The organism is Kitasatospora sp. NPDC057223 (genome assembly GCF_042669755.1).
In the GTDB taxonomy this organism is placed as follows: Bacteria; Actinomycetota; Actinomycetes; order Streptomycetales; family Streptomycetaceae; genus Kitasatospora.
Window position 1 is genome coordinate 46,771 of sequence record NZ_JBHUWW010000014.1, and the last position, 23,768, is coordinate 70,538.

A 23,768-nucleotide genomic window follows, 5' to 3' on the forward strand; every position below is an offset into this window, starting at 1 on the left:
CCCCGGGGCGCATATGCGCCTAACGGAATCGTACCGGCGCGGAGCTGATCCGGAAGGGTGCCGCGCCAGGTTCAAATCCGGGCGGGGCCCGGTCCGTTGGCGTACGGGTGAGGAGAACGGCGCCTCCGGCTCACGGGGGAACAAGCCGGAGGCGCCGTGTCTGTGGTTGCACGATCAACTATCTTGCAACGAGTCGAAACCTAGTTCCCGATGACGCCCCAGGTCAAGGGCCGTTTCGGAGTTCACCGAGGGTGCCGGGGGCGATCCGTCCGGTTACTCCGTCGACCAGAACGTCGGCGTACGGACGGCTCGGATCGCCGGCGAAGTGCGCCTGCTCGGCAAGGGCCCAGCCGGCCCAGAACTCGGCGAGCCCCGGGCCGTCCCGCAGCTCGCCGCGGTGCCGCGCGGCCGGCGCGTCCAGTTCCATCCAGAGCAGCCGCGCCAGCCACGGCCGGACGTCGCGCCGTCCGGAGCCGACGCCTTCGAGCAGCACCACGGGCGCCGCCGGCACCCGCCGGCGGCCGCCGAACCTGCGCAGCGTCCAGTCGTAGACCTCGTACTCGGCGCTCCGGCCCGCGGCCAGCGGCTCCAGGACCTGGCCGCGCAGCCGGTCCGTCCACCCGAACGGCTCCTCGTGGGTGGCCAGGTCGTCCAGATGGACGACCGGCGCCCCGCCGAGCGCGGCGGCCAGCCGGGCCGCGAAGGTGGTCTTGCCGGAGCCCGCGTGCCCGTCCACCGCGACCAGCCGCACCGGCCCGCAGGAGGGCGCCGCGGCCCGGATCCCCGCCGCGAGCGCGGCCGGCGCCTCAGCATCCTGCGGATCACCCATGGCGGCCACTCTACGGGCGCCGGTGACCGGCCCCGGAGGGGCGCCGGGCGCTGGTCGTGACGGCCGGGCCCGGATCGGGCATACTCACATCGCCAGACATGTGAACGACCGTTCACCGCAACCCGGTGCCGGTCGGGCCGACCTGCCACACCCGTGCCGCGCCCGCCACCACTGGGCCCGGTGCCCGATCGAGGAGGCGACCAACCGCCATGAGCCCCGCACCCGCCAAGCCCGTGGACCGCACGCTCCCCACCGAGGAGGCCCGGGAACTCCTGAGCCTCACCCGTGACCTGGTCCAGCGCGAGGTAGCCCCCCGGGCCGCCGGGGACGAGGCCGCCGACCGGTTCCCCCGCGACGTCTTCCGCACCCTCGGCGAGACGGGCCTGCTCTCCCTCCCGTACGGCGAGGAGCACGGCGGCGGCGGGCAGCCCTACGAGGTGTACCTGCAGGTCCTGGAGGAGCTCGCGGCCGGCTGGCTGGCCGTCGGCCTCGGCGTCAGCGTCCACACGCTGTCCTGCCACGCCCTCGCCACCTTCGGCAGCGACGAGCAGCGGGCCGCCTGGCTGCCCGGCATGCTCGCCGGCGACCAGCTGGGCGCGTACTGCCTCTCCGAGCCGCAGTCCGGCTCCGACGCCGCCGCGCTGCGCACCCGCGCCGCCCTGGAGGGCGAGGAGTACGTCGTCAACGGCACCAAGGCGTGGATCACCCACGGCGGCCACGCCGACTTCTACAGCGCCATGGTCCGCACCGGCGAGGACGGCCCGCGCGGGATCAGCTGCCTGCTGGTGCCGGGAGGCGCGGCCGGCCTGTCCGCCGCGCCCCCCGAGCACAAGATGGGCATGCGCTCCTCGCCCACCGCGCAGATGCACTTCGACGGCGTGCGGGTGGCCCGTGAACGCCTGGTCGGCACCGAGGGCCAGGGATTCCAGATCGCGCTCTCCGCGCTCGACTCCGGGCGGCTCGGAATCGCGGCCTGTGCGATAGGCGTGGCCCAGGCCGCCCTGGACCTCGCCGTCGACTACGCCGGGAGCCGGCGCCAGTTCGGCCGGCGGATCGCCGACTTCCAGGGCCTGTCGTTCATGCTCGCGGACATGGCCACCCAGATCGAGGCCGGGCGCTCGCTCTACCTGGCCGCCGCCCGCCGCCGCGACGCCGGGCTCGCCTTCTCCAAGGAGGCGGCGATGGCCAAGCTGTTCTGCACCGACGCCGCGATGAAGGCCACCACCGACGCCGTCCAGGTGCTCGGCGGCTACGGCTACACCCAGGACTTCCCGGCCGAGCGCTACATGCGCGAGGCCAAGGTGCTGCAGATCGTCGAGGGCACCAACCAGATCCAGCGCCTGGTGATCGGACGCCACCTCACCGGCAGCTGACGTCCGGTACGGTCCGGGCCGCCTCAGCGGTGGCGCCGGACCGTCCCCCCTGCGGAGCCGGCGGGCCGGGTCAGCGGCGGGCCGGGCGGGCGACGGACCGCCGGGCGGCCTGCGGAGCGGCCTGCGGGGCCGCCGAACGCTGCGCCGGCACCAGGCCCGCCGGGACGGCGGCCTTCACCGGGCTGTGCGGGATCGCGTGCGAGAACGGCTGGGTGCGCCAGTCCAGCGCGGCCGGCAGGGCCAGCAGGCCCTCCAGGCCGGGCGCGACGGTGTCGGCCGGGAGGTCGACCTCGGCCAGGTCGTCTGCGGAGCTGCCCGAACCGGGGCAGAGCGCGGGGGAGAAGGGGTTCCAGGCCGTCGGCAGGACGGCGTGCTGCGGGAGCCGCTCCTCGTCGCCCAGCAGGGCGATCGGGCGGTCGCACTCGGGGCAGTGCACCCGAATGATCTCCCAGGTGTCGGCCTCGCCCGGGTCGGTCCCCGGGGTCGGGCCGTACGAGACCGCGAAGGTGTCGCGGTCGCTCGTATCGTGGGTGTCGTCCGCGCTCAGCGAGCGCTGGTCAACTGCGGGCATGGTGATCCCCCTCGGATCGGGCCGGCCGGACAGCCAGGGCCACAACCAGCACTTCCCGGTGACGGGGGCTCATAATCCTGCGCCCGGTGGCACAGTGATGCAGCAGGTGTGTCGTTCGCCACATTCGCCGGGCATGTGCCCCGGAAATGCGCCAGGGTGTGCAGCCGCTCCCGCAACCGCCGGTACGCGCCCCGTGCGGGCCCCGTTTGCCGGGGGTGTCGGCAGCACGCCTCCCGGGGCAGTAGGTTTGCGCCTTGTGGAGGATCTCGACCAGCGCATCGTTCAGCTGCTCCTTGAGGACGGCCGGATGAGCTACACGGACCTGGGCAAGGCCACCGGCCTGTCCACCTCGGCGGTGCACCAGCGCGTGCGCCGCCTCGAACAGCGTGGGGTGATCCGCGGCTACACGGCGATCATCGACCCCGACGCCGTCGACCTGGCACTGACCGCGTTCATCTCGGTCAAGCCGTTCGACCCGAGCTCCCCCGACGACACCCCGGAGCGGCTCGCCGGGCTCCCCGAGATCGAGGCCTGCCACAGCGTGGCCGGCGACGAGAACTACATCCTCAAGGTCCGCGTCGGCGCCCCCGGCGACCTGGAGGACCTGCTCGCCCGCATCCGCACCGCCGCGGGCGTCTCGACCCGCACCACCGTCGTCCTCTCCACCCCCTACGAGGCACGCCCCCCGAAGCTCTGACCAGCTTCGTGCGGGTGCAGACTTAGGCGCATGACCGAACGCACCCTCCGGACCGTGCTGCTGCGCGGCGGCTCCGTCTACAGCCCCGCCGACCCCTTCGCCTCCGCCATGCTCGTCGAGGGCGAGCACGTCGCCTGGGTCGGCAGCGACGGCGCCGCCGAGGCCTACGCCGACATCGCGGACGAGATCGTCGAGCTGGACGGCGCGCTGGTCACCCCCGCGTTCGTGGACGCCCACGTGCACGCGACCTCCACCGGCCTCGCCCTGACCGGCCTGGACCTCACCGGCTGCCCCTCGCTGCCCGAGGCGCTCCGCCGGATCGCGGCCTTCGCGGCGCCAGGCGCCGCCGGCGGCGTGCTGATCGGCCACGGCTGGGACGAGAGCGGCTGGCCCGAGGGCCGCCCGCCGACGCTCGCCGAGCTCGACGCGGCGGCCGGCGGCGCCGCGCTCTACCTCTCCCGCACCGACGTGCACTCGGCCGTCGCCTCCACCGCGCTGCGCGCACTCACCCCCGGCCTGGACACCCTGCCCGGCCACAGCGCCGACGGCGCGCTCACCCGCGACGCGCACCACGCGGTGCGCCGCGCCGCCCTCGCCCACCTCACGGACGCCCAGCGCCGTGCCGCCCAGCAGGCCACCCTGGCCCGCGCCGCCTCCCTCGGGATCGGCTCCCTGCACGAGTGCGGCGGCCCCGACATCTCCTCCGAGCAGGACCTCGCCGCCCTGCTGGCCCTCGCGGCCGGACAGGACGGCCCCGAGGTGTTCGGCTACTGGGGTGAGCTCGGCGGCGTCGAGACCGCCCGCCGGCTGGGCGCGGTCGGCGCCGGCGGCGACCTGTTCGTGGACGGCGCCCTCGGCTCGCACACCGCCTGCCTGCACACCCGCTACGAGGACGCCCCGCACACCGGCACCGCCTACCTGAGCGCCGACCAGATCGCCGACCACGTCACCGCCTGCACCGAGGCCGGCCTCCAGGCGGGCTTCCACGCGATCGGCGACGCCGCCCTGACCGCCGTCGTCGAGGGCGTCCGCACCGCCGCCGACCGGCTCGGCCCGGCCCGGGTGAAGGCGCTGCGGCACCGCGTCGAGCACGCCGAGGCGCTGGACGACAAGGCCGTCGCCGCCTTCGTCGAGCTCGGCCTGGTCGCCTCCGTGCAGCCGGCCTTCGACGCGACCTGGGGCGGCCCGGACGGCATGTACGTCCAGCGCCTGGGCGCCGAGCGGGCCGCCGCGCTGAACCCGTTCGCGGCGCTGCTGCGCGCCGGTGTCCCGCTGGCCTTCGGCTCGGACGCCCCCGTGACGGCCCTCGACCCCTGGGGCACCGTCCGGGCGGCGGCCTTCCACCGCACCCCCGCGCACCGGATCTCCGCGCGGGCCGCGTTCACCGCGCACACCCGGGGCGGCTGGCGCGCCCTGGGCCGCGACCAGGACGGCGTGCTGGTGCCCGGAGCGGTCGCCAGCTACGCGGTCTGGGCGGGCGGTGACCTGGTCGTCCAGGCCCCCGACTCCCGGGTCGCCGACTGGTCCACCGACCCCCGCTCCGGCACCCCGGGCCTGCCCGACCTGACCCCCGGGCGCCCGCTGCCGGTCTGCCTGCGCACCGTGGTCCGCGGCCGGACCGCCTACCAGGTCTGACCTGGCCGCTCCCGCCCCGCAGCCGGGCGGGAGCGTGGCCTGCCCGTTGTCCGGACACTCCCCGATCCGGGGTACCGTCTTCGCACGGCGTTCGGATCACGGGCGGCCGACGAACGTGCGAACAGTACGAGCCAGAGAGATGGTGCGCAGGTGGCACTGCCCGTCACACAGGAGCGGTCGACGCCGGGGCCCGCGCCCGAGGCACCCGCACCCGGCCGGGGCGCCCGCGCGCTCACCAGGATCCGGGCCGGGCTGCCCCGCACCGGGCTCGCCGTCCTGGCCGGCCTGCTGCTCGGCGCGGCCTTCCCGCCGTACGACCTGTGGCCGCTGTCCGTCGTCGGGGTGGCGGGCCTGTCCCTGCTCACCCGTGGCCGCACCGCCCGCCAGGGCGCCTGGACGGGCTTCGCCTTCGGCCTGCCGTTCTTCCTGCTGCTGCTCAAGTGGCTGACGGTCATCGGCACCGACGCGATGATCGGCCTCTCGGTGGTCGAGGCGCTGTTCGTCGCCGCGCTCGGCGCCGGCCTCGCCGTCACCTCCCGGCTGCCCGGCTGGCCGCTCTGGGCGGCCTGCCTCTGGGTGACCCAGGAGTGGGCCCGCGACCGCCTGCCGCTCGGCGGTTTCCCCTGGGGCCGGCTGGCCTTCGCCAACACCGCCACCCCCTTCACACCGCTCGCCGCCCTCGGCGGCGCACCGCTGGTGACCTTCGCCGTCGCGCTCTGCGGCGCCCTGCTCGCCTGGGCGGCGCTTCGGGTGCGCGGCCCCGGCCGGGCGCCGCGCGCGGCCGCGCTGGCCGCCCTCGGCGCGATCGCCGCGATGCTGGCCGGGTACGCCGTGCCGGTGCCGACGAAGGGCGACGACAGCGTCAAGGTCGCGGTCATCCAGGGCAACGTGCCCAACCCCGGGATGGACTTCCTGGGCCGCCCGATGCAGGTCCTCAACAACCACGCCGAGGCGACCGAGAGGCTGGCCGCCGACATCGCGGCCGGCCGGACCGAGCGCCCCGACGTGGTGATCTGGCCGGAGAACTCCTCCGACCTCGACCCGTTCACGGACCCGGCCGCCTACCGCCGGATCGACGAAGCCGTGAAGGCCGTCGGCGTACCGACCCTGGTCGGCACCCTGGTGGACGGCCCGGACGCGCAGCACGTCCAGAACGAGGGCATCGTCTGGGACCCGAGGACCGGCCCCGGCGCCTCGTACACCAAGCAGCACCCCGTGCCCTTCGGTGAGTACGTGCCGTTCCGCGCCGAACTGTCCAAGGTCATCACCCGCCTCCAGCGGGTGGCCCGCGACTTCTACCCGGGCACCTCGACCGGCGTGATGCAGCTCGGCCCGGCGAAGATCGGCGACGTGATCTGCTTCGAGGTCGCGTACGACGAGATCGTCCGCGACACCGTCAACCAGGGCGCCCGGGTGCTGGTCGTGCAGACCAACAACGCCACCTACGCCCTCAGCGGCCAGCCGGACCAGCAGCTCGCGATGTCCAGGCTGCGCGCCGTCGAGCACGGCCGCGCGGTGCTGATCGCGGCCACCAGCGGCATCAGCGGCGTGATCGCCCCGGACGGCTCGATCGTCTCCCGGACGAAGGAGCTGACCGCCGCCGAGCTCACCGCGACGGTGCCGCTGCGCGACGGCACCACGGTCGCCGACCGGGTCGGCGCCGCCCCCGAGTGGACGCTCGCGGTGGCGGGCCTGCTGGCCTGCGCCGCGGCCGTGTTCGCGGGCAGGCTCCGGCGCCGCCCCGGAACACCCGGCAAGGGCGAGGCGTTGAACCCGGTGGTGCCGTAGTCGCTCCGGAGTCCGCCGGGCGGTGCGCAGCGCACCGCGATGGAGTGGATCAGTACTGTGACCCAGCAAGCGACCCCTGCCCGCCCGGCTCCCCGGGGCAAGCTCCGGCGGGTGCTCCCGCTGTTGATCGCCGTCTGGCTGGTGCTGGAGATCTGGCTGCTGATCCAGGTCGGCTCCGCGATCGGCGGTTTCGCGGTGGCCATGCTGCTGCTGGCCGGCGTGGTGATCGGCGGCTGGCTGGTCAAGCGGGCCGGTCTGAAGGCCATCTCGGCGGCCGTCGACCAGAGCCGCGACCCCAAGCCCCAGCAGGCGCAGACCGGCACCAGCCTGACGGTGCTCGCGGGGCTGCTGCTGATCGTCCCCGGCTTCCTGTCGGACGTGGTGGCGCTGACCCTGCTGCTGCCGCCCACCCGGGCGCTCTGGCGGGCCGCCGGGCGCAGGCTCGCGGGCGCCGCGCTACGGCGCTCCCCGGTTGTCGGGACGGATCCGTTCGCGGACGCCGTCCGGCTCCAGGAGCAGCTGCGGATCCACCGGCCCGACGGCAAGGTCGTCCAGGGCGAGGTCGTCGACCCGGTGGCGGACCCGCGCGGGCCGCAGGGCCCGGACACCGGCTACCGCCCGCCGATCGCCGGCTGAGCGGTCACCGGCTGAGCGGCCGCTGAGCGGTCATGGGCCGAGCCGTCATGGGCTGAGCGGTCACCGCCCGCGGCTCGCAACCGAGGAACAGGCAACCGAGGAACAGGCAACGCGAAAGGGACCCCGAATTCTCGGGGTCCCTTTTCGGCTGGCTCCCGCCTGGCGGCGGGAGCGAGATCAGGCGCTCTTACGGGTGTCGCGCGGGTGCACCGCGAGATTCATCCCGCCCGAGCGGAGCACGGCCAGCCGCTCGGCCAGCACCTCTTCCAGCTCTTCGCGCGTCCGGCGCTCCATCAGCATGTCCCAATGGGTACGCGTGGGCTTGGTCTTCTTCTCCTCCGGCTCCTCGCCGTCGAGAAGTACTGCTTCCTGGCCGCAGAACCGGCATTCCCAGGCCGAGGGGATCTCCGCTTCGACGGAGAAGGGAACCTCGAATCGGTGTCCGTTCTGACATGCATACTCGACGGTCTGGCGGGGAGCCAGATCGATACCGCGGTCGGTCTCGTAGCTAGTGGCCCCGAGTCGCGTGCCGCGAAGAGCTCGCTCGCTCATGAATCGTGCCTCCCGGGCTTATGGCCCACAGGACTAGTTGGTCGCTGTTCTTCGTCAGTTCGGTCAACGCCCGGCAGTCGACGAAGATTCCCGTCCGGGGACATGCGTCGTTCGGCGTGCCGCCCCTGTTTGTACCCATCAGCGCCCGATTTGTCACATCTGGCCGGTGATATCACCCTGGGTGTCACTAATTTCACATCTGGTGACCGATTCGACTTTCAACGATGAGCGTACCGGTGCGTGACCTGCCTCGCCCGCCCGACCCGCCCACCGGGCGGTCCGGAGGGCGTTCACCACACCGGGCGGGGGCCGACGGGGGAGTGCTCCTTGCCCAGGTCGACGCCGAGTTCGACGCCGAGCTCCACGCCGGTTTCGACGCCCGCCCCGCCCTTCGGTCCGGTGGCCGGATCGGCCGCCGGACCCGTCGCCGGAGCGGCCGCGGCCTCCGGCCTCCGGTCCTGCGCCGTGGCCGCCGCGCCGGCCGGGCCCGCCGGTGCCAGCGAGGGCGCGGCCGCCTCCGTCCGGGTGTCCCGGTGCGGGAGCAGCGCGATCACGGCGTCCCGCAGCTGGGCGGGGGCCTCGTCGTCCAGCGGGTCGACGGTGGCCGGCACCTGGAGCCGGACGGGGGCCGCGGTGCCGATCCGCGCGTAGCCGCGCCCGGCCGGGGCGTGGGCCGCGGGCACGATGTCCAGCGGTGCGCCGAGGGCGGCGTGCCCCTCCTCGGGAGTGGTCGGGCCGAGCACCACCCGCGCCCGGGTGGTGGCGCGGAGGGTCGGGGTGATCCGGTCGCGGGCCTCGATGTCGTCGGCGATCACCACGGTGACCCGGGCGGCCCGCCCGTGCCGCAGCGGCGTCTCCAGCAGGTCCTGCGGGTCCGGACGGCCCTCCGCGTGGGCCAGCTCGCTCAGCTCGGTCGGGTGGTCGAGCAGCAGCCACAACGGGCGGGTGACGTCCTCCGGCGGGGTGGCGCCGGCGTGCCGGGCCGCGTTCAGGGCGGTCAGCCGGCGGGCGGTCTCCTGGGCGGCCCACTCCAGGGCGGCGAGGGTGCCGTGCAGGCTGGTCTCGACGGTGTGCACACCCGGCCGGTTCACCAGGCAGGCGTGCTCGCCGGTGCCGGCCCCGTCGATCACCACCAGGTCGGCGAACGGCAGTGCCTGGAGCGCGATCGAGCGGATCAGCGTGGAGGTGCCGTGCCCGGTGGCGCCGAGCGCCAGCAGGTGGGGCTCGGAGGAGCGCGGTCCGGTCCGCCAGATCACCGGCGGCTGCTGGGCGGTCGTCCCGGCCTGGTTGACCGGGATCATCCGCCGGCTGCCGGCCTCGTCCGTGAAGCCGAGCACGATCTCGCCCGGTGCGGTCACGAAGCGCTGGGCGGCGATGTCGGTGGCGAGCGGCGCCAGGGCGCTGACCCGCAGCCGGTTGGACTCCTCGTCCCAGTCGAAGCGGTACTCGCGGGCCCGGCCGGCCTTGCCCTGGACGACCTGCTCGATCCGGGCCCGGGCGCCGGGCTCGGTGTCGGTGAAGTACGCGGGGTAGGCGAGCTCCAGCTGGGTGAGCCGCCCGGCGGCGTCGAACTCCCAGGAGCCGAAGGCCGTCTTGTAGCCGTCCTCGTTGCCGTACAGCGGGCTCAGGTCGTCGGGCGCGGCCAGGTACGGGGTGAGCGCCGCGTAGAGCGCGGTCAGCTTCAGGTCGGCGGCGTCCGGCTCGGGCGGCCCGGCCGGTGCCTTCGGTGCGCGGCCGACCCAGGCGGCGCTGGCCAGCAGGGCGGCGACGGCGAGCAGGGGGCCGTGCGGCAGCAGGAAGACGCCGAGCAGCACCGCCGCGGTGAGGAAGAGGGTGGGCCCGCGCCGGTCCTTCGGGGTGGCCTGCCAGCGGCCCTTCGCCCAGTCGGCGTGGTGTCGCAGGCCGCGCCCGATGAGGGTGATCGGCGCGAACATGTCGGCGGCGTGGTCGCCGGCCGTACGGGCGAGGTCGCGGCCCTTGGTGAGGTGGCGGTTGAGGGACATTCCTGGACTCCCCGGGCGAGTGGGACGGCCGGTGGGCGCCGGCCGGTCGGGCGGGTGGGCCGAACCGGTCGGGCCCGGGGCGGTGGGATCCGCACCCGGGCCCGTAGATGGGTCAGTGGCGGCTCAGAATTTGATGCCGCCCAGCAGGCCGGCCAGACTCGCGCCGCCCGCCGTGATGCTCGGGGCGATGGACGATCCCGCCACGTAGAAGCCGAGGAGGGCGCACACCACGGCATGGGAGATCTTCAGTCCGTCTCGGCGGAAGAAGAGAAAGGCGATGGTGCCGAACAGGACGATGCCTGAAATGGAGAGGATCACGCGTCTGCTCCTCGGGGAGGGGTGACAGGGACAGTGTCACTGAAAGTGCCCTAATCGTGACAAAAAGTAATAGATGATGGAACGGCGCAAATGGGTGGTTCGGCTCGGTATTGCGATAGCGGGTGTATGCGAACCGCGTCGGGACGGTCGTTCCGAGGCTCTGTTCGGCCATTCCCAGGCATTCCCGGCCCGGCGCCCCGGTGGTGCGGTGTTATCGGGGGAATTCGCCCGAACGGACGCGTGACCGTCGCGTCGACGTGTCGACATGTCGCGCCACTGCGCACGGTGTGCTCCACATTCCGGACACCTGCTGGATCCGCGCCGGGCCGGGCCGCTACCGTGCCGTACGTCACCCTGGCGTCCGTCCCACCGAAAGGTCCTCCCTCATGGCCGACTCCGCCGACTCCGCAGCGCAGACCCCCGAGCCCGACGCCGACGTGATCGAACTGGCCGGCCGGCTCTTCGACGCCGCCCGCGCCGGCGACGCGGACACCCTCGGTGCGTACGTCGACGCCGGGGCGCCCGCGAACCTCTCCAACGACCGCGGCGACACCCTGCTGATGCTGGCCGCCTACCACGGGCACGCCGGGGCCGTGCAGGTGCTGCTGGAGCGCGGCGCCGACCCGGACCGGGCCAACGACCGTGGCCAGACCCCGCTGGCCGGAGCCGTCTTCAAGGGCGCGGACGACGTCCTGACCGTCCTGCTCGCCGGTGGCGCCGACCCCGCCGCAGGCACCCCCTCGGCCCTCGACACCGCCCGGATGTTCGGCAAGGAGGACCTGGTGGCCCGCTTCACCGGGCGCTGACCGGCCCTCCCGCCGGCCCGGCCCCGGCACGTCGTAGGCTGGCCGACCATGGAGAGCACCACGCAGAGCACCCTCGACATCCGGGTCACCGGCTACGGCCACCCCGACGCGCAGCACCTGTCGGCCGAGGTCCAGCAGGAGTACGTCCGCCGCTACGGCGAGGGCGACGAGACCGTCATGCACCCGGACGACTTCGAGCCGCCTGCCGGTCTCTTCCTGATCGCCTACCTGGACGGCGTGCCGGTGGCCTCCGGCGGCTGGCGGGCCAAGAAGGCGGGCCCGCACGGCGTGCGGGACGGCGACGCCGAGCTGAAGCGGATGTTCGTGGTGTCCGCCGCACGCGGGCGCGGCCTGGCCCGTGCGCTGCTCCGCCGGCTGGAGGAGACCGCCGCCGAGGCCGGGCACACCCGGGTGATCCTGGAGACCGGCACCGAGCAGCCCGAGGCGATCTCGCTGTACACCTCGGAGGGGTACGCCGATGTCGAGAAGTTCGGCCTCTACCGCGAGTCGCCGCTGAGCGTGTGCATGGGCAAGCCGCTGCCCGCCGTACCGCCGCTGCCCGCCGCGCAGCCGCACTCCTGAGCGTCCGCGTCCGGGGTGCGCAGATCCGGCCCGTCCGGAGCGGTCACCGGGTGTGCACGCTGGGTAGGCTCCGGCCGACGGCAACGGAGGCGGGGGCATGACAATCAGCAGTGATCCACTGTCAGCACTGGTGCAGGACGGCTTACGGCAGGTCGGCACGGGCGCGGTCTGGGCCGTCGGCGACGCGGACGGCGTGCGCGGCGAGGGGTGGACCGGAGCGCTCGGGCGCGACCTCCCGCACCTGGCGATGGGCCGGGACACCGTCTTCGACCTCGCCAGCCTCACGAAGGTCATCGCGCTCTGGCCCGCCCTCGGCGCCCTCTGGACGGCCGGGCGGCTCCCACTCGACGAACCGCTCGGCTCGTACTGGCCCGAGGTGGCCGCCCGGCCCGTGGGCGGCGTCACCGCGCGGCAACTGCTCACCCACACCGCGGGCGTGCCGCTGCGCACCAACTTCGCCGAGCTCTACGGCACCGACCCGGGAGTCATCCGCGCCGCCGTCCTGGCGGCGCCGCTGGCCCGCCCGCCGGGGGAGGCCGTCGAGTACACCGACCGGGCCGCGATCATCCTCGGGCAGCTGGCCGAATCGCTCACCGGCACCCCCCTCGCCCGGCTCGCCGCCCGCGAGGTGTGGCGGCCGCTCGGCATGGCCGACACCGCCTTCGGACCGCTGCGCGGCGAACTCCTCGACCGCACCGCACCCACCGAGTACCACGAACAGACCGAGGGCTACCTCCGCGGTGTGGTCCACGACCCCTCCGCCCGCCTGCTCGGCGGCGCCTGCGGCAGTGCCGGAGCCTTCTCCACCGCCCACGACCTGGGCATCTTCCTCACCTCCCTGCTGAACCCGGCCGCCCTGACGGCCTGGACGGTCGAGTCGCTGCGCGAACAGACCCGCGGGCTGGCCCCCGCCCGCGGCCTCTCCTGGCTCTGCGCCCCCGGCACGGACCCCGCCGACGGCACCTTCGTCCACTACGGCTTCACCGGCACCGGGCTCTGGCTGTCCCGCAGGCAGCGCCGCTGGGGGCTGCTGCTCACCAACAAGGTGCACCTCAACCGCGACCGGCAGCCGCTCACCGACCTGCGCAACGCGTTCCGCCGCGAGGTCTTCGGCTGAGCGGCCGAAGGGCCGGCGCTCCCAGGACCGGTCAGGAATCGAGAAGCCCCGGCCGTAGCACGGCCACTAGCGTGATGGTCATGGCAACCACCGCTTACACCGCAGCTGTCACGTCCATCGCGTCCGTCACCCTTGAGGTGGCCGACCTCGAGTCCGCCCGCCGCTTCTACAGCGCCTTCGGCGTGGACACGCACCTGTCCCTGCGGGCGTCCGAGGAGCACTCCACCGGGTTCCGCGGCTTCACCCTGGCGCTCACGGTGTCCGGGCCGGCCACCGTCGACGGCTTCGTCGGCGCCGCAGTGGACGCGGGCGCCACGGTCCTGAAGCCCGCGGCGAAGTCGCTGTGGGGCTACAGCGGGGTCCTCCGGGCTCCGGACGGGACGATCTGGAAGATCGCGACCTCGTCGAAGAAGGACAACGGTCCCGACAGCCGCCGGATCGACGAGGTCGTCCTGCTGCTCGGCGTCGAGGATGTGAAGGCCACCAAGCAGTTCTACACCGGCCGGGGCCTGACCGTGGCGAAGAGCTTCGGCGGCAAGTACGTCGAGTTCGCCGCTGGGCAGTCCAGCCCCGTCAAGCTGGCGCTGTACAAGCGCCGCGCCCTTGCCAAGGAGGTCGGCGTCCCCGTCGAAGGCGCCGGCTCGCACCGCATCGTCCTCGGCAGCACCGGCGACACCTTCACCGACCTGGACGGGTTCGCCTGGGAGGCTGCCGAGCCGGCCGCCCCCACCGCGTCCTGACTCCCGGTCTCCCGTACCGGTCGACCGGCGAACGCGCGCCGGTCCGACGTCCGGCACCTGTACATCGCCGGCTACAGCTACAGCTACATCCACGGCTCGACTACCGCTGCATCTACAGTGCAAGGAGTACGACATGAAGGCGCACGTCAGCTCGATCCTCCTCGGCGTCCGGGACATGGACCGGGCCAAGCAGTTCTACACCGAGGGGCTCGGCTGGAAGGTCCAGAGCGACTACGGGGTCTCGGTGTTCTTCGAGTCGGACGGCGCCTCGCCCGTCGGCTTCTACAGCCGCGAAGGCCTTGCCGACCAGGTGGGCACGGACCAGGAGGGCAGCGGCTTCAGCGGACTGGTTCTGACCTATGTCGTCCGCAGCGAGGCGCGGGTCGAGGAGATCATGGCGGAGGCGCAGAAGGCCGGCGCCACGGTCCTCAAGCCCGCCGGTGCCCTGCCCTGGGGCGGCTACGGCGGCACCTTCGCCGACCCGGACGGCTACGTCTGGAGCCTCGGCTACAGCGACCGGGGAACCGACCAGCCCTACGCCGAATAGCCGCGACTTCCTGCCCCGCAACCGTCCGGACGACGGTTGTGGTCCCGGCACGGGAGCCGGAAGCGGCTCGCGGAGTCGGCTGGGCCGGATCCGCGGTGAGCCGGTCGGACAGCACCGGCAGAACAACGGGAGAACGATCATGAAGTTTGTGTCCTGTGTCGAGCCGCCTGAGCCCATGCGGGGCCTGGAGGTTCCGCCCGAGGTGGTAGCGGCGCTCGGCGGGGGTGCGCGGCCACCGGTGACGATCACAGTCAACGGGCATTCCTGGAGGAGCCGGGTCGCCCTCCTGCGAGGCCGCCACCTGCTCGGCCTCAGCAACGCCAACCGGCAGGCCGCGGGTGTCGCGATCGGCGAAGAGGTCGAGGTCGAGCTGGAGCTCGACACCGAGCCGCGCGTCGTCGCCGAGCCGGAGGACTTCACCCGCGCCCTGGACGACGACCCCGTCGCCCGCGCCGCGTACGACGGTCTTGCGTACAGCCACAAGCGCGAGCATGTGCGTGCCATCGAGAGCGCGAAGAAGCCCGAGACGCGCCTGCGGCGCATCGAGAAGGCCATCGCCACCCTGCGGGGCTGACCCCCGGTAGCCGGTCCTGCTCCGCCCCGCCGAGGATCACGGGCTGCGGGGCGGGCGGGAGGTCCGCGAGGCCGGGGTGGTGACGGCTGGACCACCCCGGGCCGGAGCCGTTCAGAGCAGGGTGCGCCAGTAGTACCAGAAGCGGTTGAGCACCAGCAGGGCGATCACGGCGTACCAGAGGACGGGCACCGCCCAGTGGTAGCGCGCCGCCTCCCGGACGGCCGGGCGCAGGCGGGGCGGGACGGGGATCACGCCCGTCCGCAGGTTGTGCAGGGTGACGTACCAGAACAGGGCGATCGTGGCCGCCCACACCAGCATGCAGTACGGGCAGAGCGCCCCGATCCGGTAGAGGGCCTGGACGATCAGCCAGTGGGTGAAGAACAGGCCCAGTGCGGAGCCGAGTTGCAGCCCCAGCCAGAACCACCGCCGGAACTCCGCCCCGGCCAGCGACCCGGCGCCGACACAGATCACGACGGCGAAGGCGGCGAGTCCGAGCAGCGGGTTCGGGAAGCCGAAGGCCTCCGCCTGGACGCTGCGCATCACCGAGCCGCAACTGATCACCGGGTTGATGCTGCACCCCGGAACGTACGAAGGGTCCTCCAGCAGACGGATCTTGTCGAGGGTGAGGACGGCCGAGGCGATCAGCCCGGTGAGTCCGACCAGGACGAGCAGCAGGGCGAGGGGCCGCCCGGCCGGGACGGCGGTGCGGCCCTGCGGGGCGGATCGGGGGGAGACGTCGGGGGTGCCGACGGACAGGACGGTCATGGCGCGGGCTCCAGGGGTGTGGGGACGCCGGACGGGGGCACGGCTGTGGCCGGCCCGGCCGTCGGCGGCCGGGCCGGGGATTCCTCGGTGACAGCGCCTACTTGGCGCCGGTGGCCTGCTTCAGCCGGTCGGTGAGCTGCTCCGCCGTCAGGGTGCGGCCGCTGCTGTCGGACAGCTGGACGGGCTTGCCGTCGAGCTTGACGGTGGGGGTGCCGGTCACCCCGCTCGTGTTGAACGCCTCGGCCACCTTGGCCGCCCAGGGCAGGTAGGTGCCCTCGGTGACGGCCTTGGTGAAGGCGTCCGTCCGCAGCCCGGGCACCTGATCGGCCAGCGTGAGAAGGGTGTTGACGTCCCCGAAGCCGTCCTGCCGCTCGTCGGGCTGGTTGGCGTACAGCACGTCGTGGAACTGCTTGAACTTGTCGACGCCCTCGTTGAGGGCCGCACCGGCCGCCGCCAGTGCGGTGCGCGAGCCGCGGCCGCCGAGATTGACGTCGAGGAAGGCCGCCAGGTGGTACTCGATCCGGAAGGCGCCGTCGTCCGCGAGCTGTTGCACGGCACGGCCGTTGGTCTTCTCGAACGACTTGCAGACCGGGCAGCGGAAGTCCTCGAACACCTGCAGCGTGTGCGCGGCGTCGGCCTTCCCGTACACGGCCAGGGTGCCGTCCGGGCCGGAGGCGTTGGCGGGGACGACGAGCGGCGTCGCCGTGGCCCCGGCGGGCCCCGCGCCGGCCACCGTGCTGCTGCTGTCGTCGGCGGCAGCGCCGATGGCGACGGTGACGCCGCCGGCCAGGGCGAGCACGGCGACGACCGAGGCGCTCACCACGATCCGCCGGCGGGAGCGGGCGGCCTGCGCCTCGCGGCGGTGGGCCTCCTGGAGCCGCTCGCGGGCGGTCGGCGCGGCCGCGTGCTGCTGCACGGGCTGGGTCTGGTGCTGGTTCTCGTACTGGTTCTGGCTCATGGGTCGACTCCTGTACGGGGGTGCGCCGGCGCGGCGTGCGGGCAGGCACGCGGGCGCGCTGACGGGCGCGGGGTGTAAGGGCGGTGAGTGGGGGCGGGCCGGTCTGCGGGCTGTCAGCAGGCAGGCGCGAACGCCGGCGGGCCGCGTCGGGGCGCGGGGCTGGGCACCACGCCTTCGCTGGGCGGGCGCGGGAGGTCCGACACCGGGAGCGGGACTCGCAGGACGGGCCGGCCCGGGACGGGGGCGAGCAGCAGGAGCAGCCGCAGCGGGGTGGTGAGTGCCTGCCGCAGGACGTCCAGCGCGCCGGCCAGGCCGCGCAGCGCGGCGTCGCCGAGCCGCAGCCAGCAGGCGGCGGCGACGGCCGCCGCGAGGTGCACCAGCAGCAGGAGCAGCTGGGTGGCCATGGGCGCCGTCGGCCCGTGGCCGAACGGGCCGGAGAGCAGCGAGCCGTCCACCGAACCGCCGCCGCAGACCAGTAGGTTCATGCCGCGGGCGGGCGCACAGGTCGCCTGGCCCAGGTTGAAGGCGGTGTTGAGCAGCAGCTCGACCGGGACGATCACGGCGGCTATGTGCAGCAGCCGTCGCTCACGGCCGGCCAGGGCGGCCGCGAGGAGGAACACGGCCACCGACGCGGCGGCCACCAGGGTGAGCGGCAGCGGGCGTCCGGTGACGACGACCTGGCCCGCCGCGGACAGCGGCACGGCGAGCGCGGTGAACACCGCTGCCCGCAGGGCCCTGGTCGCACGGGTGGACGTCATGGTTCGGGAGTATGCCATGCGGCCGGTGCGGGCACGAGAGTGCCTCCGGGAGTCGGTCCGGCTGGTCGTACGACTGTCGCACCACTGGCTGTCCGTTCGTCAGCGAGGCCTCCCGCATTCACTCCTGGGGTGGGTTCGAATGCGTGGTGGGGGTGATCGCGCGGCAACCGCACTACGGGCGGCTACAGAATCGGCCGATGGACAACGCCCCTCATTCGCCGAAGCACTTGCCGCAGCCCCCGCACGGACCGGATCTGCCACCGGCCGGACACCCGTCCGGCAGGTCCGAACCGTCCCACCTGCCGCAGCCGACCCAGGACCCTCATCCACCACAGAACCCCCACCCACCGCAGGACACCAATCCACCGCACGACCCGCACCCGTCGCAGGACCCCCACCCGGCGGAACACTCGCACGGGCGGGACCACACGCACGGGTCGGATCACTCCCACCAGCCGGAGCACCCGCACGGGCCGGACCCGACCCCCTGCGAGCCGCCGCCCCCACCGCCACCCTGCCCGCCGGTGGTCCACCCGCCCGACCCCCCTGCACCGCCCACCCCGCCGCCGACCCCACCGCCGCCCCCGCCACCTCAACCGCCCGACCCGCCCGCGCCGCCGCCCCCACCTCCGCCGCCGCCGCCCCCACCTCCGCCGCCGCCGGTCAAGGAGACTCCCGCCCCGGCTGCGCCGAGCCCTGCCCAGCCGAGCCCGGCGAAGGTGGCCCCCGCGAAGCCGACGCCCGTGAAGACGACGCCCGTGAAGGCGGTGCCGGCGAAGGTGGTGCAGCCCGTCAAGACGGTCACGGCCGCCCCGCCACCCGCTCCGGCACCCGTCCTTCCGGCGCCGCCGCCCGCCCCGATGCCGGTCGCCGGCACGGCGGTCGCCGCACCCCCGCCGGCCGTCCTCGCCGGGCCGCCCGCACCCGCCATCGACCCGGTGGTGTGGTCCGTCGTCCTGCTCGTCACCGTCCTCGTACCGGCGGCGCTCGCCGCCATCTTCCACCCCCCGACCAGGAGTCGCAGATGAACCCCGCCCCGCTCATCGGTGCCGTTGCCGCAGCGACGGTGGCCCTCGCCAGCCTGACCGTGGCGCACCGGATGCGCCCCGCCCTCGCCGAGGGCGAGGAGGACGACGGTCCGCACCCCGTGCTCTCCACCATCGGCGGTGGCCTGCTGTCCGGATTCGTGCTGCTGACCGGCTTCCTGGTGGCCACCGGCTGGGCCGCGCACACCACCCAGGTGCTCCCGCCGGTCGGCCTCTACGCCGCCGACCTGGCGGCCGGCACCGCCGTACTGGTCTACCCGTCGCTGGCCGGCCTGCCGTTCACCGCACGGCACGCGACCGCCGTCACGCTCTTCGGGCTGCTGGTCGGCTACACCCTGGCCCTGGCGATCGAGCTGCGCCCTTAGGACCGGAGGCGCAGGAAAGCTCCGCCGCAGGGCCCGCACGACGTGCGCGAGGCGGCTGTACGGGCCCGGCGGTTCACCGATCGGCGTGCTGCTAGCCGCTGTGGGCGGACCGCCACTCGGGTGCCAGCACCGACCAGATCTCGGTGTCCTGCCGCACGCCCCGGTAGGGGAAGTTCTCCCGCAGGACTCCGTCGCGGCTCATGCCGAGCCGCCTGGCCACGTTGATGCTCGGCGCGTTCTCGGACGAGACGTGCCACTCCACCCGGTGCATGCCGCGCTCCTCGACGGCCCAGTCGATGATGACCCGGACCGCGCGGGTCACCAGGCCCCGGCCCGCGGCGGCCGGCTCCAGCCAGCAGCCGGCCTCGCAGGTGCCGCCGGCCGTGTCGAAGACCCGGAAGAGGACGCCGCCCACGAGGAGCCCGTCGAGCCAGATGCCGTAGAGCCGGCCGGCGTCGGCGGCGGCCTTGTCGGCGTAGGACTGGAGCCAGCTCCGCGCGGAGTCGAGGTCGGCCGCGACGTCGGGGAGCCCGACGTGCCGGCCGATGTACTCGCGGCCGCGGTCCATGTGGGCGAGGAACTCCTCGGCCCGCCAGGGCTCCAGCGGCCGCAGCTCGGCTCCGTCACCCAGCGAGATCGCGAACATCCTCATCCTCCACAGTGGCCGTGCACGGTCCCTGGATCCTCGCACGGCCGGCTGCGCCTCCCGCGCCGACCTTCGGGCGCTAATCCTCGGGCGCGGGTGCGAGGCCGGCGGTCAGGGCGGCGGCGCGCAGCACCTCGCGCAGCATCAGGGGTGTCAGGCGGCCGGTGTAGGTGTTGCGCGGGCTCACGTGGTAGCAGCCGTAGAGCTCCAGGGCCGCGCCACCGTCGGCGGCCGGCAGGCTGACGTGCGCGCCGTGGCCGAACACGGGCCGGGGCCGGGGAAGTTGCCAGCCGGCTGCGCCGAGTGCGGGGAGCAGTGCCTGCCAGGCGAAGCCGCCGAGTGCGACCACGGCGCGCACGCTGGGGCGCAGCAGGACGAGCTCGCGGGTGATCCACGGGCGGCAGGTGTCGCGCTCCAGGGTGGTCGGCCGGTTGTCGGGCGGGGCGCAGCGGACGGGGTCGGTGATCCGTACGCCGTACAGCTCCAGGCCGTCGCCGGCGCGGACGGACTCGGGCCGGTTGGCGAGGCCGAGCCGGTGCAGCTCGGCGTAGAGGAGGTCGCCGGACGGGTCGCCGGTGAAGATCCGGCCGGTGCGGTTGGCGCCGTGGGCGGCCGGGGCCAGGCCGACCAGCACGAGCGAGGCGTCGGGCGGGCCGAAGCCGGGGATCGGGCGGGCCCAGTAGTCCCAGTCGAGGTAGGACTTCCGCCTGGTGCGGGCGGCTTCCTCCCGCCAGCTCACCAGGCGGGGGCAGGCCCGGCAGTCGGTCACCGAGGTGTCCAGGCCGGCCAGGCCGGCGGAGGCGGCCGCGGCGAAGGCGGGGTGCTCCGGGTGCTCCGGGTCCACCGGGTCCACTGGGTGCTTCGGGTCCTCCGGGCGGACTGGGTGGCCGATGGAAGCGGCGTCTGCGCTGGTGGGCTGGTCCGGCATGGCACCGATCCTATGCACGTCTCCTCCGGTCAAGGATCGTCTCCGGTCGAGGATCGTCCGTTCCGGCCGCGTCCGCTCAGGCGTAGCGTGGAGGTGGCTGCTCCGACGATCGTCAGCCCGGGCCGGTACGGCGCGGGGCGGGGCGGCGTGCTCCCTGAGGTGACGACGATGCTGATTGTCGATGTGGTCGTGGCGCTGGTGGTGCTGGCCGCTCTGTGGGCGGGGCTGAGCTTCCGGGTCGTCCAGCAGTTCCAGCGCGGGGTGGTCTTCCGGTTCGGCCGGGTGCGCACCGAGGTGCGCCAGCCGGGCCTGGTGATGCTGCTGCCGGTCGTCGACCGGCTGCACAAGGTGAACGTGCAGATCATCACGCTGCCGATCCCGGCGCAGGAGGGCATCACCCGGGACAACGTGACCGTGCGGGTGGACGCGGTGGTGTACTTCAAGGTGCTCGACCCGGTGCGGGCGACCGTCAACGTGCAGGACTACGGCTTCGCGATCTCGCAGGTCGCGCAGACCTCGCTGCGCTCGATCATCGGCAAGAGCGAGCTGGACGACCTGCTGGCCAACCGCGAGCCGATCAACCAGGGCCTGGAACTGATGCTGGACACCCCGGCGATGGGCTGGGGCGTGGAGATCGACCGGGTGGAGATCAAGGACGTCGCGCTGCCGGAGTCGATGAAGCGCTCGATGTCGCGGCAGGCGGAGGCCGAGCGGGAGCGCCGGGCCCGGATCATCACGGCGGACGGCGAGTTCCAGGCCTCGGCGCGGCTGTCGGAGGCGGCCGCGGTGATGGCCGCAACGCCCGCGGCGCTGCAACTGCGGCTGCTGCAGACGGTGGTGGAGGTCGCGGCGGAGAAGAACTCGACGCTGGTCCTGCCGTTCCCGGTGGAGCTGCTGCGCTTCCTCGACAGCGCGACCGACGCGAACGCGCGGGCCGCCGCCGCGCAGGCGCCGGGCGAGCCGCCGCCCGGGGCGGTCGCCCCGCCGAGAGAGGTCGAGCAACTGGAACTCCCGCCGCTGGAGGAGCTGTTGGCCCGCTCGCCACTGGCCCGGCCGACGGCCCGGACCACGGAGGCGGACGGCCGGGAGCCGGCCGCCCGGAGCGAGGACTGACGCCCGGTGGCGGCCCGGCGGGGGCCGGACCAGGATGGAGAGGTGCCCTGGAGCGAGGCGCGGGGGCGGGGGCACGGCGCGGGGGCGGACAACAGAACTGGCCGACAGCGGCCGGCCCGCACGTCAGGAGGCCCGACAATGACCAGAGCCGGCGACATCATGCACCCAGGGGCGGAGTGTGTCGGCGAGCACGACACTCTCGCGGACGCGGCAAGGATCATGCGCGAGCGGGACGTCGGGGCGCTGCCGATCTGCGGCGAGAACCAGAAGCTGCTGGGGATCCTCACCGACCGGGACATCGTGCTGAAGTGCGTGGCCGAGGGGCGGGACCCCGGCCAGGTCAGCGCGGGTGAACTGGCCCAGGGGCGGCCGATGGTGATCGAGGACGACGAGGACACCGAGCAGGTGCTCCGGGTGATGGAGCAGTACCGGGTCCGGCGGCTGCCGGTGATCAACCACCCCGACCACAAGCTGGTCGGCATGATCAGCGAGGCGGACATCGCGCGCGGCCTCCCGCAGGCCAGGGTCGCCGAGTTCGTGACGGTGATCTGCGCGAGTTAGCGCCGCGGCGTCCGTTCCGGCGTCCGTTCCCCCGTGCGCGTCGGCACGGGGGAACGGACGGCTGCGTCAGGCGCAGGTGATGTTCAGCGGGCCGGAGGCCTTGCAGGTGCGCGAGGCGCTGTCGTTGGCGGCGACCGGGTCGGCCGGGGCACTGGCCGTGCGGGTGGCCGTGACGGTGAACGTCCGGTAGGTGAGCAGGCTGACCGGGACGGAGAAGTGCCGGGTGGCACTCGCGCCGTTGGCCAGCGCCGGCAGCGTGCAGCTGACCTTGCCGGCGGCCACCGTGCAGTCGGTGGACGTCGCGGTGGTCGGCGCGGTCAGCGGGACGGTGACAGTGCCCGAGGCCAGCGCGGACGGGCCCTTGTTGGTCACCGTCACGGTGTAGTTGACCCGCCCGGCGAGCAGCCCGGTGACGGGCGCGGCCGTGACGGCGACCGCCAGGTCGGCCTGCTCGGTGTAGGTGAAGCGGTCGCCCTGGACGGCGGGGCTGGTGCCCTCCGGGGTGGTCACCCGGATGTCGACCGCGCCGGCGGCACCGGCCGGGGAGGTCGCGGTGCAGCTGGTGGCGGTGCAGGAGAGCGCGGTGGCGTTGCCGGCGCCGCCGAAGGCGACGGCGGTGGCCCCGGCCAGGTTGGTGCCGGTGATGGTGACGGCGGTGCCCCCGCTGACGGGCCCGTTCGCGGGGCTGACGGCGGTCACGGTGGGCGTGGGCCGCGGGATGGACAGCACGCTCACGGATGCGGCGCCGAAGTCGGCGAGGTAGCCGCGCTTGCCGTTGGGCGTGATCGCCAGGCCGTAGGGGTTGGCGCCGACGGGCAGCGTCGCGGTGACGGTGTTGTCGGCGGTCGCGATGACGCTCACGCTGTCGTCGTCGTAGTTGCCGGCGAAGACCTGCCGTCCGTCCGGTGCGACGGTCACCGACAGCGGGTTGGCGCCGACGGTGACGGCGCCGGTCACGGTGGCGGTGGCGGTGTCGATCACGCCGACGGTGTGGCTGTCCCAGTTGGCGGTGTAGAGCCGGGCGCCGTCGGGCGTCACGGCCAGGTCGAAGGGGGTGTCCGGGACGGCGATGGCACCCGTGACGGTGTTGGTCGCCGTGTCGAGGACCTGCACGGCCCGGCCGCCCGGGTCGGCCACGTAGAGGCGGTGGCCGTCGGGGGCGAGCGCCAGCCCGTGCGGCTCCGTTCCGACCGGCACGGTGGCGCTCACCGTGTTGGTGGCGGTGTCGATGACGCTGACCGAGTTGCCGTCGGCGTTGCTGACGTACGCGTGGGCGCCGTCGGGGGCCACCGCCACGTCGAAGGGCGCGCCGCCGACGGGGACGGTGGCGGTGACCGTCCGGGTGGCCGTGTCGATCACGCTGACGGTGTTCTCGGCGGCGTGGGTCAGGTAGGCGTGGGCGCCGTCGGGGGCGACGGCGACGGCGTACGAGCCGGACCCGGTCTCGATGGTGGCGGTCACCGTGTCGGTGGCGGTGTCGATCACCTGGACGCTGCCGGTGCTCTGGCTGGTGACGTAGGCCCGCGAGCCGTCCGGAAGCAGTGCGACGCCGGCGGGGTAGGGGGCGACCGGGATCGTGGCCGCGACGGTGGGCGGTGCGTCCGCGAGAGCCGTGCCGCCCGGGATCACCACCGCCCCCATGGTCAGGCCTGCCGCCAGCAGGACCGTCCAGGAGTGGTGGAAGGAACGACGTGTTCTCACAGAAGCCTCCAGGCTCGTCATGCTCGTTACGCTCGGTATGGCGGCCTCGACGGGCGGTACCCGCCGCCGGAGCCGTGCACAGCGTAGGAGCTGGCCTGACGATCGGTCAGAACGTTCGATGGATTGTCGTTTAATGATTGAAGTTGAAATGTCGTGAAA

26 protein-coding genes are annotated in these 23,768 nt (G+C 73.9%); 15 read left to right on the top strand and 11 right to left on the bottom strand.

The annotated features are described in order from the left end of the window. Positions 1-223 precede the first annotated feature (223 nt). Positions 224-829, bottom strand: a complete 606-nt coding sequence (locus ACFUK0_RS08395; protein WP_380247517.1) for a uridine kinase — start codon at positions 827-829, stop codon at positions 224-226. A gap of 209 nt (positions 830-1,038) precedes the next feature. Here ACFUK0_RS08395 and ACFUK0_RS08400 point away from each other — a divergent pair, with 209 nt between their 5' ends. Further along, positions 1,039-2,202 (top strand): acyl-CoA dehydrogenase family protein, encoded by a 1,164-nt coding sequence (locus tag ACFUK0_RS08400; RefSeq protein ID WP_380247519.1) that lies wholly within the window; start codon positions 1,039-1,041, stop codon positions 2,200-2,202. Positions 2,203-2,272: 70 nt separating this feature from the next. Here the strand turns inward: ACFUK0_RS08400 and ACFUK0_RS08405 are convergent, their stop codons facing one another. After that, on the bottom strand, positions 2,273-2,773 hold the full coding sequence (locus ACFUK0_RS08405) for a hypothetical protein (protein WP_380247521.1): 501 nt from the start codon (positions 2,771-2,773) through the stop codon (positions 2,273-2,275). 256 nt (positions 2,774-3,029) lie between these two features. Here ACFUK0_RS08405 and ACFUK0_RS08410 point away from each other — a divergent pair, with 256 nt between their 5' ends. The 4 genes from ACFUK0_RS08410 to fxsA all read left to right on the top strand — a co-directional run bounded on the left by ACFUK0_RS08410 (position 3,030) and on the right by fxsA (position 7,529). Next, on the top strand, positions 3,030-3,470 hold the full coding sequence (locus ACFUK0_RS08410; protein WP_380247523.1) for an Lrp/AsnC family transcriptional regulator: 441 nt from the start codon (positions 3,030-3,032) through the stop codon (positions 3,468-3,470). A 30-nt stretch (positions 3,471-3,500) separates the two neighbouring features. Beyond that, on the top strand, positions 3,501-5,105 hold the full coding sequence (locus ACFUK0_RS08415) for an amidohydrolase (RefSeq protein ID WP_380247524.1): 1,605 nt from the start codon (positions 3,501-3,503) through the stop codon (positions 5,103-5,105). 150 nt (positions 5,106-5,255) lie between these two features. Next, positions 5,256-6,893 carry an apolipoprotein N-acyltransferase gene (gene lnt / locus ACFUK0_RS08420; RefSeq protein ID WP_380247526.1) on the top strand — a complete coding sequence of 546 codons (1,638 nt, stop codon included), beginning with the start codon at positions 5,256-5,258 and terminating at the stop codon, positions 6,891-6,893. Positions 6,894-6,950: 57 nt separating this feature from the next. Continuing rightward, positions 6,951-7,529, top strand: a complete 579-nt coding sequence (gene fxsA, locus ACFUK0_RS08425) for an FxsA family membrane protein (protein WP_380247528.1) — start codon at positions 6,951-6,953, stop codon at positions 7,527-7,529. Positions 7,530-7,706: 177 nt separating this feature from the next. On the opposite strand, the gene ACFUK0_RS08430 is transcribed toward fxsA, so the two are convergent. From ACFUK0_RS08430 to ACFUK0_RS08440, 3 genes are all read right to left on the bottom strand, one after another. After that, a complete protein-coding gene (locus ACFUK0_RS08430) occupies positions 7,707-8,081 on the bottom strand; it encodes an RNA polymerase-binding protein RbpA (protein WP_371483165.1) in 375 nt (124 codons plus the stop codon). Between the two features lie 290 nt (positions 8,082-8,371). Beyond that, positions 8,372-10,084, bottom strand: a complete 1,713-nt coding sequence (locus tag ACFUK0_RS08435; RefSeq protein WP_380247530.1) for a hypothetical protein — start codon at positions 10,082-10,084, stop codon at positions 8,372-8,374. A 123-nt stretch (positions 10,085-10,207) separates the two neighbouring features. Beyond that, complete coding sequence (locus tag ACFUK0_RS08440; RefSeq protein WP_073921277.1) at positions 10,208-10,402, bottom strand: hypothetical protein; 195 nt, start codon at positions 10,400-10,402, stop codon at positions 10,208-10,210. A 386-nt stretch (positions 10,403-10,788) separates the two neighbouring features. On the opposite strand from ACFUK0_RS08440, the gene ACFUK0_RS08445 reads away from it, so the two are divergent. The 6 genes from ACFUK0_RS08445 (at position 10,789) to ACFUK0_RS08470 (ending at position 14,768) form a co-directional block, all read left to right on the top strand. Continuing rightward, complete coding sequence (locus tag ACFUK0_RS08445; RefSeq protein ID WP_380247533.1) at positions 10,789-11,208, top strand: ankyrin repeat domain-containing protein; 420 nt, start codon at positions 10,789-10,791, stop codon at positions 11,206-11,208. 48 nt (positions 11,209-11,256) lie between these two features. Further along, positions 11,257-11,790 (top strand): GNAT family N-acetyltransferase, encoded by a 534-nt coding sequence (locus ACFUK0_RS08450; protein WP_380247535.1) that lies wholly within the window; start codon positions 11,257-11,259, stop codon positions 11,788-11,790. 97 nt (positions 11,791-11,887) lie between these two features. Beyond that, entirely contained in the window at positions 11,888-12,907 is a 1,020-nt protein-coding gene (locus ACFUK0_RS08455) for a serine hydrolase domain-containing protein (protein WP_380247537.1), read from the top strand. A gap of 74 nt (positions 12,908-12,981) precedes the next feature. Further along, positions 12,982-13,647: a glyoxalase gene (locus ACFUK0_RS08460; protein WP_380247539.1), complete on the top strand. Its 666-nt coding sequence runs from the start codon at positions 12,982-12,984 to the stop codon at positions 13,645-13,647. 133 nt (positions 13,648-13,780) lie between these two features. Next, complete coding sequence (locus ACFUK0_RS08465; protein ID WP_380247541.1) at positions 13,781-14,194, top strand: VOC family protein; 414 nt, start codon at positions 13,781-13,783, stop codon at positions 14,192-14,194. Positions 14,195-14,369: 175 nt separating this feature from the next. Beyond that, positions 14,370-14,768, top strand: a complete 399-nt coding sequence (locus tag ACFUK0_RS08470; RefSeq protein ID WP_380247611.1) for a YdeI/OmpD-associated family protein — start codon at positions 14,370-14,372, stop codon at positions 14,766-14,768. 111 nt (positions 14,769-14,879) lie between these two features. Here ACFUK0_RS08470 and ACFUK0_RS08475 read toward each other — a convergent pair whose 3' ends face one another. The 3 genes from ACFUK0_RS08475 to ACFUK0_RS08485 form a co-directional block, all read right to left on the bottom strand. Beyond that, complete coding sequence (locus tag ACFUK0_RS08475; protein ID WP_380247543.1) at positions 14,880-15,533, bottom strand: vitamin K epoxide reductase family protein; 654 nt, start codon at positions 15,531-15,533, stop codon at positions 14,880-14,882. Positions 15,534-15,630: 97 nt separating this feature from the next. Then, positions 15,631-16,491 (bottom strand): DsbA family protein, encoded by an 861-nt coding sequence (locus ACFUK0_RS08480; RefSeq protein WP_380247545.1) that lies wholly within the window; start codon positions 16,489-16,491, stop codon positions 15,631-15,633. A gap of 113 nt (positions 16,492-16,604) precedes the next feature. Further along, positions 16,605-17,249, bottom strand: coding sequence for a hypothetical protein (locus ACFUK0_RS08485; protein WP_380247547.1), 645 nt, complete (start codon positions 17,247-17,249; stop codon positions 16,605-16,607). A gap of 743 nt (positions 17,250-17,992) precedes the next feature. On the opposite strand from ACFUK0_RS08485, the gene ACFUK0_RS08490 reads away from it, so the two are divergent. Together ACFUK0_RS08490 and ACFUK0_RS08495 are read left to right on the top strand one after the other, a co-directional pair. After that, a complete protein-coding gene (locus ACFUK0_RS08490; protein WP_380247549.1) occupies positions 17,993-18,277 on the top strand; it encodes a hypothetical protein in 285 nt (94 codons plus the stop codon). After that, on the top strand, positions 18,274-18,660 hold the full coding sequence (locus ACFUK0_RS08495; protein WP_380247550.1) for a hypothetical protein: 387 nt from the start codon (positions 18,274-18,276) through the stop codon (positions 18,658-18,660). Before ACFUK0_RS08490 ends, ACFUK0_RS08495 begins: the two co-directional genes overlap by 4 nt. A gap of 91 nt (positions 18,661-18,751) precedes the next feature. Here the strand turns inward: ACFUK0_RS08495 and ACFUK0_RS08500 are convergent, their stop codons facing one another. After that, the gene (locus ACFUK0_RS08500) at positions 18,752-19,306 is read right to left on the bottom strand and encodes a GNAT family N-acetyltransferase (RefSeq protein WP_380247552.1); all 555 of its coding nucleotides are present in this window, start codon (positions 19,304-19,306) and stop codon (positions 18,752-18,754) included. A 79-nt stretch (positions 19,307-19,385) separates the two neighbouring features. Continuing rightward, the gene (locus ACFUK0_RS08505; RefSeq protein WP_380247554.1) at positions 19,386-20,234 is read right to left on the bottom strand and encodes a uracil-DNA glycosylase; all 849 of its coding nucleotides are present in this window, start codon (positions 20,232-20,234) and stop codon (positions 19,386-19,388) included. Positions 20,235-20,402: 168 nt separating this feature from the next. On the opposite strand from ACFUK0_RS08505, the gene ACFUK0_RS08510 reads away from it, so the two are divergent. Continuing rightward, positions 20,403-21,347, top strand: coding sequence for an SPFH domain-containing protein (locus ACFUK0_RS08510; RefSeq protein WP_380247556.1), 945 nt, complete (start codon positions 20,403-20,405; stop codon positions 21,345-21,347). Between the two features lie 138 nt (positions 21,348-21,485). Beyond that, on the top strand, positions 21,486-21,908 hold the full coding sequence (locus ACFUK0_RS08515) for a CBS domain-containing protein (RefSeq protein ID WP_380247558.1): 423 nt from the start codon (positions 21,486-21,488) through the stop codon (positions 21,906-21,908). 66 nt (positions 21,909-21,974) lie between these two features. On the opposite strand, the gene ACFUK0_RS08520 is transcribed toward ACFUK0_RS08515, so the two are convergent. Next, positions 21,975-23,609 (bottom strand): beta-propeller fold lactonase family protein, encoded by a 1,635-nt coding sequence (locus tag ACFUK0_RS08520; protein ID WP_380247560.1) that lies wholly within the window; start codon positions 23,607-23,609, stop codon positions 21,975-21,977. Positions 23,610-23,768: the final 159 nt, after the last annotated feature.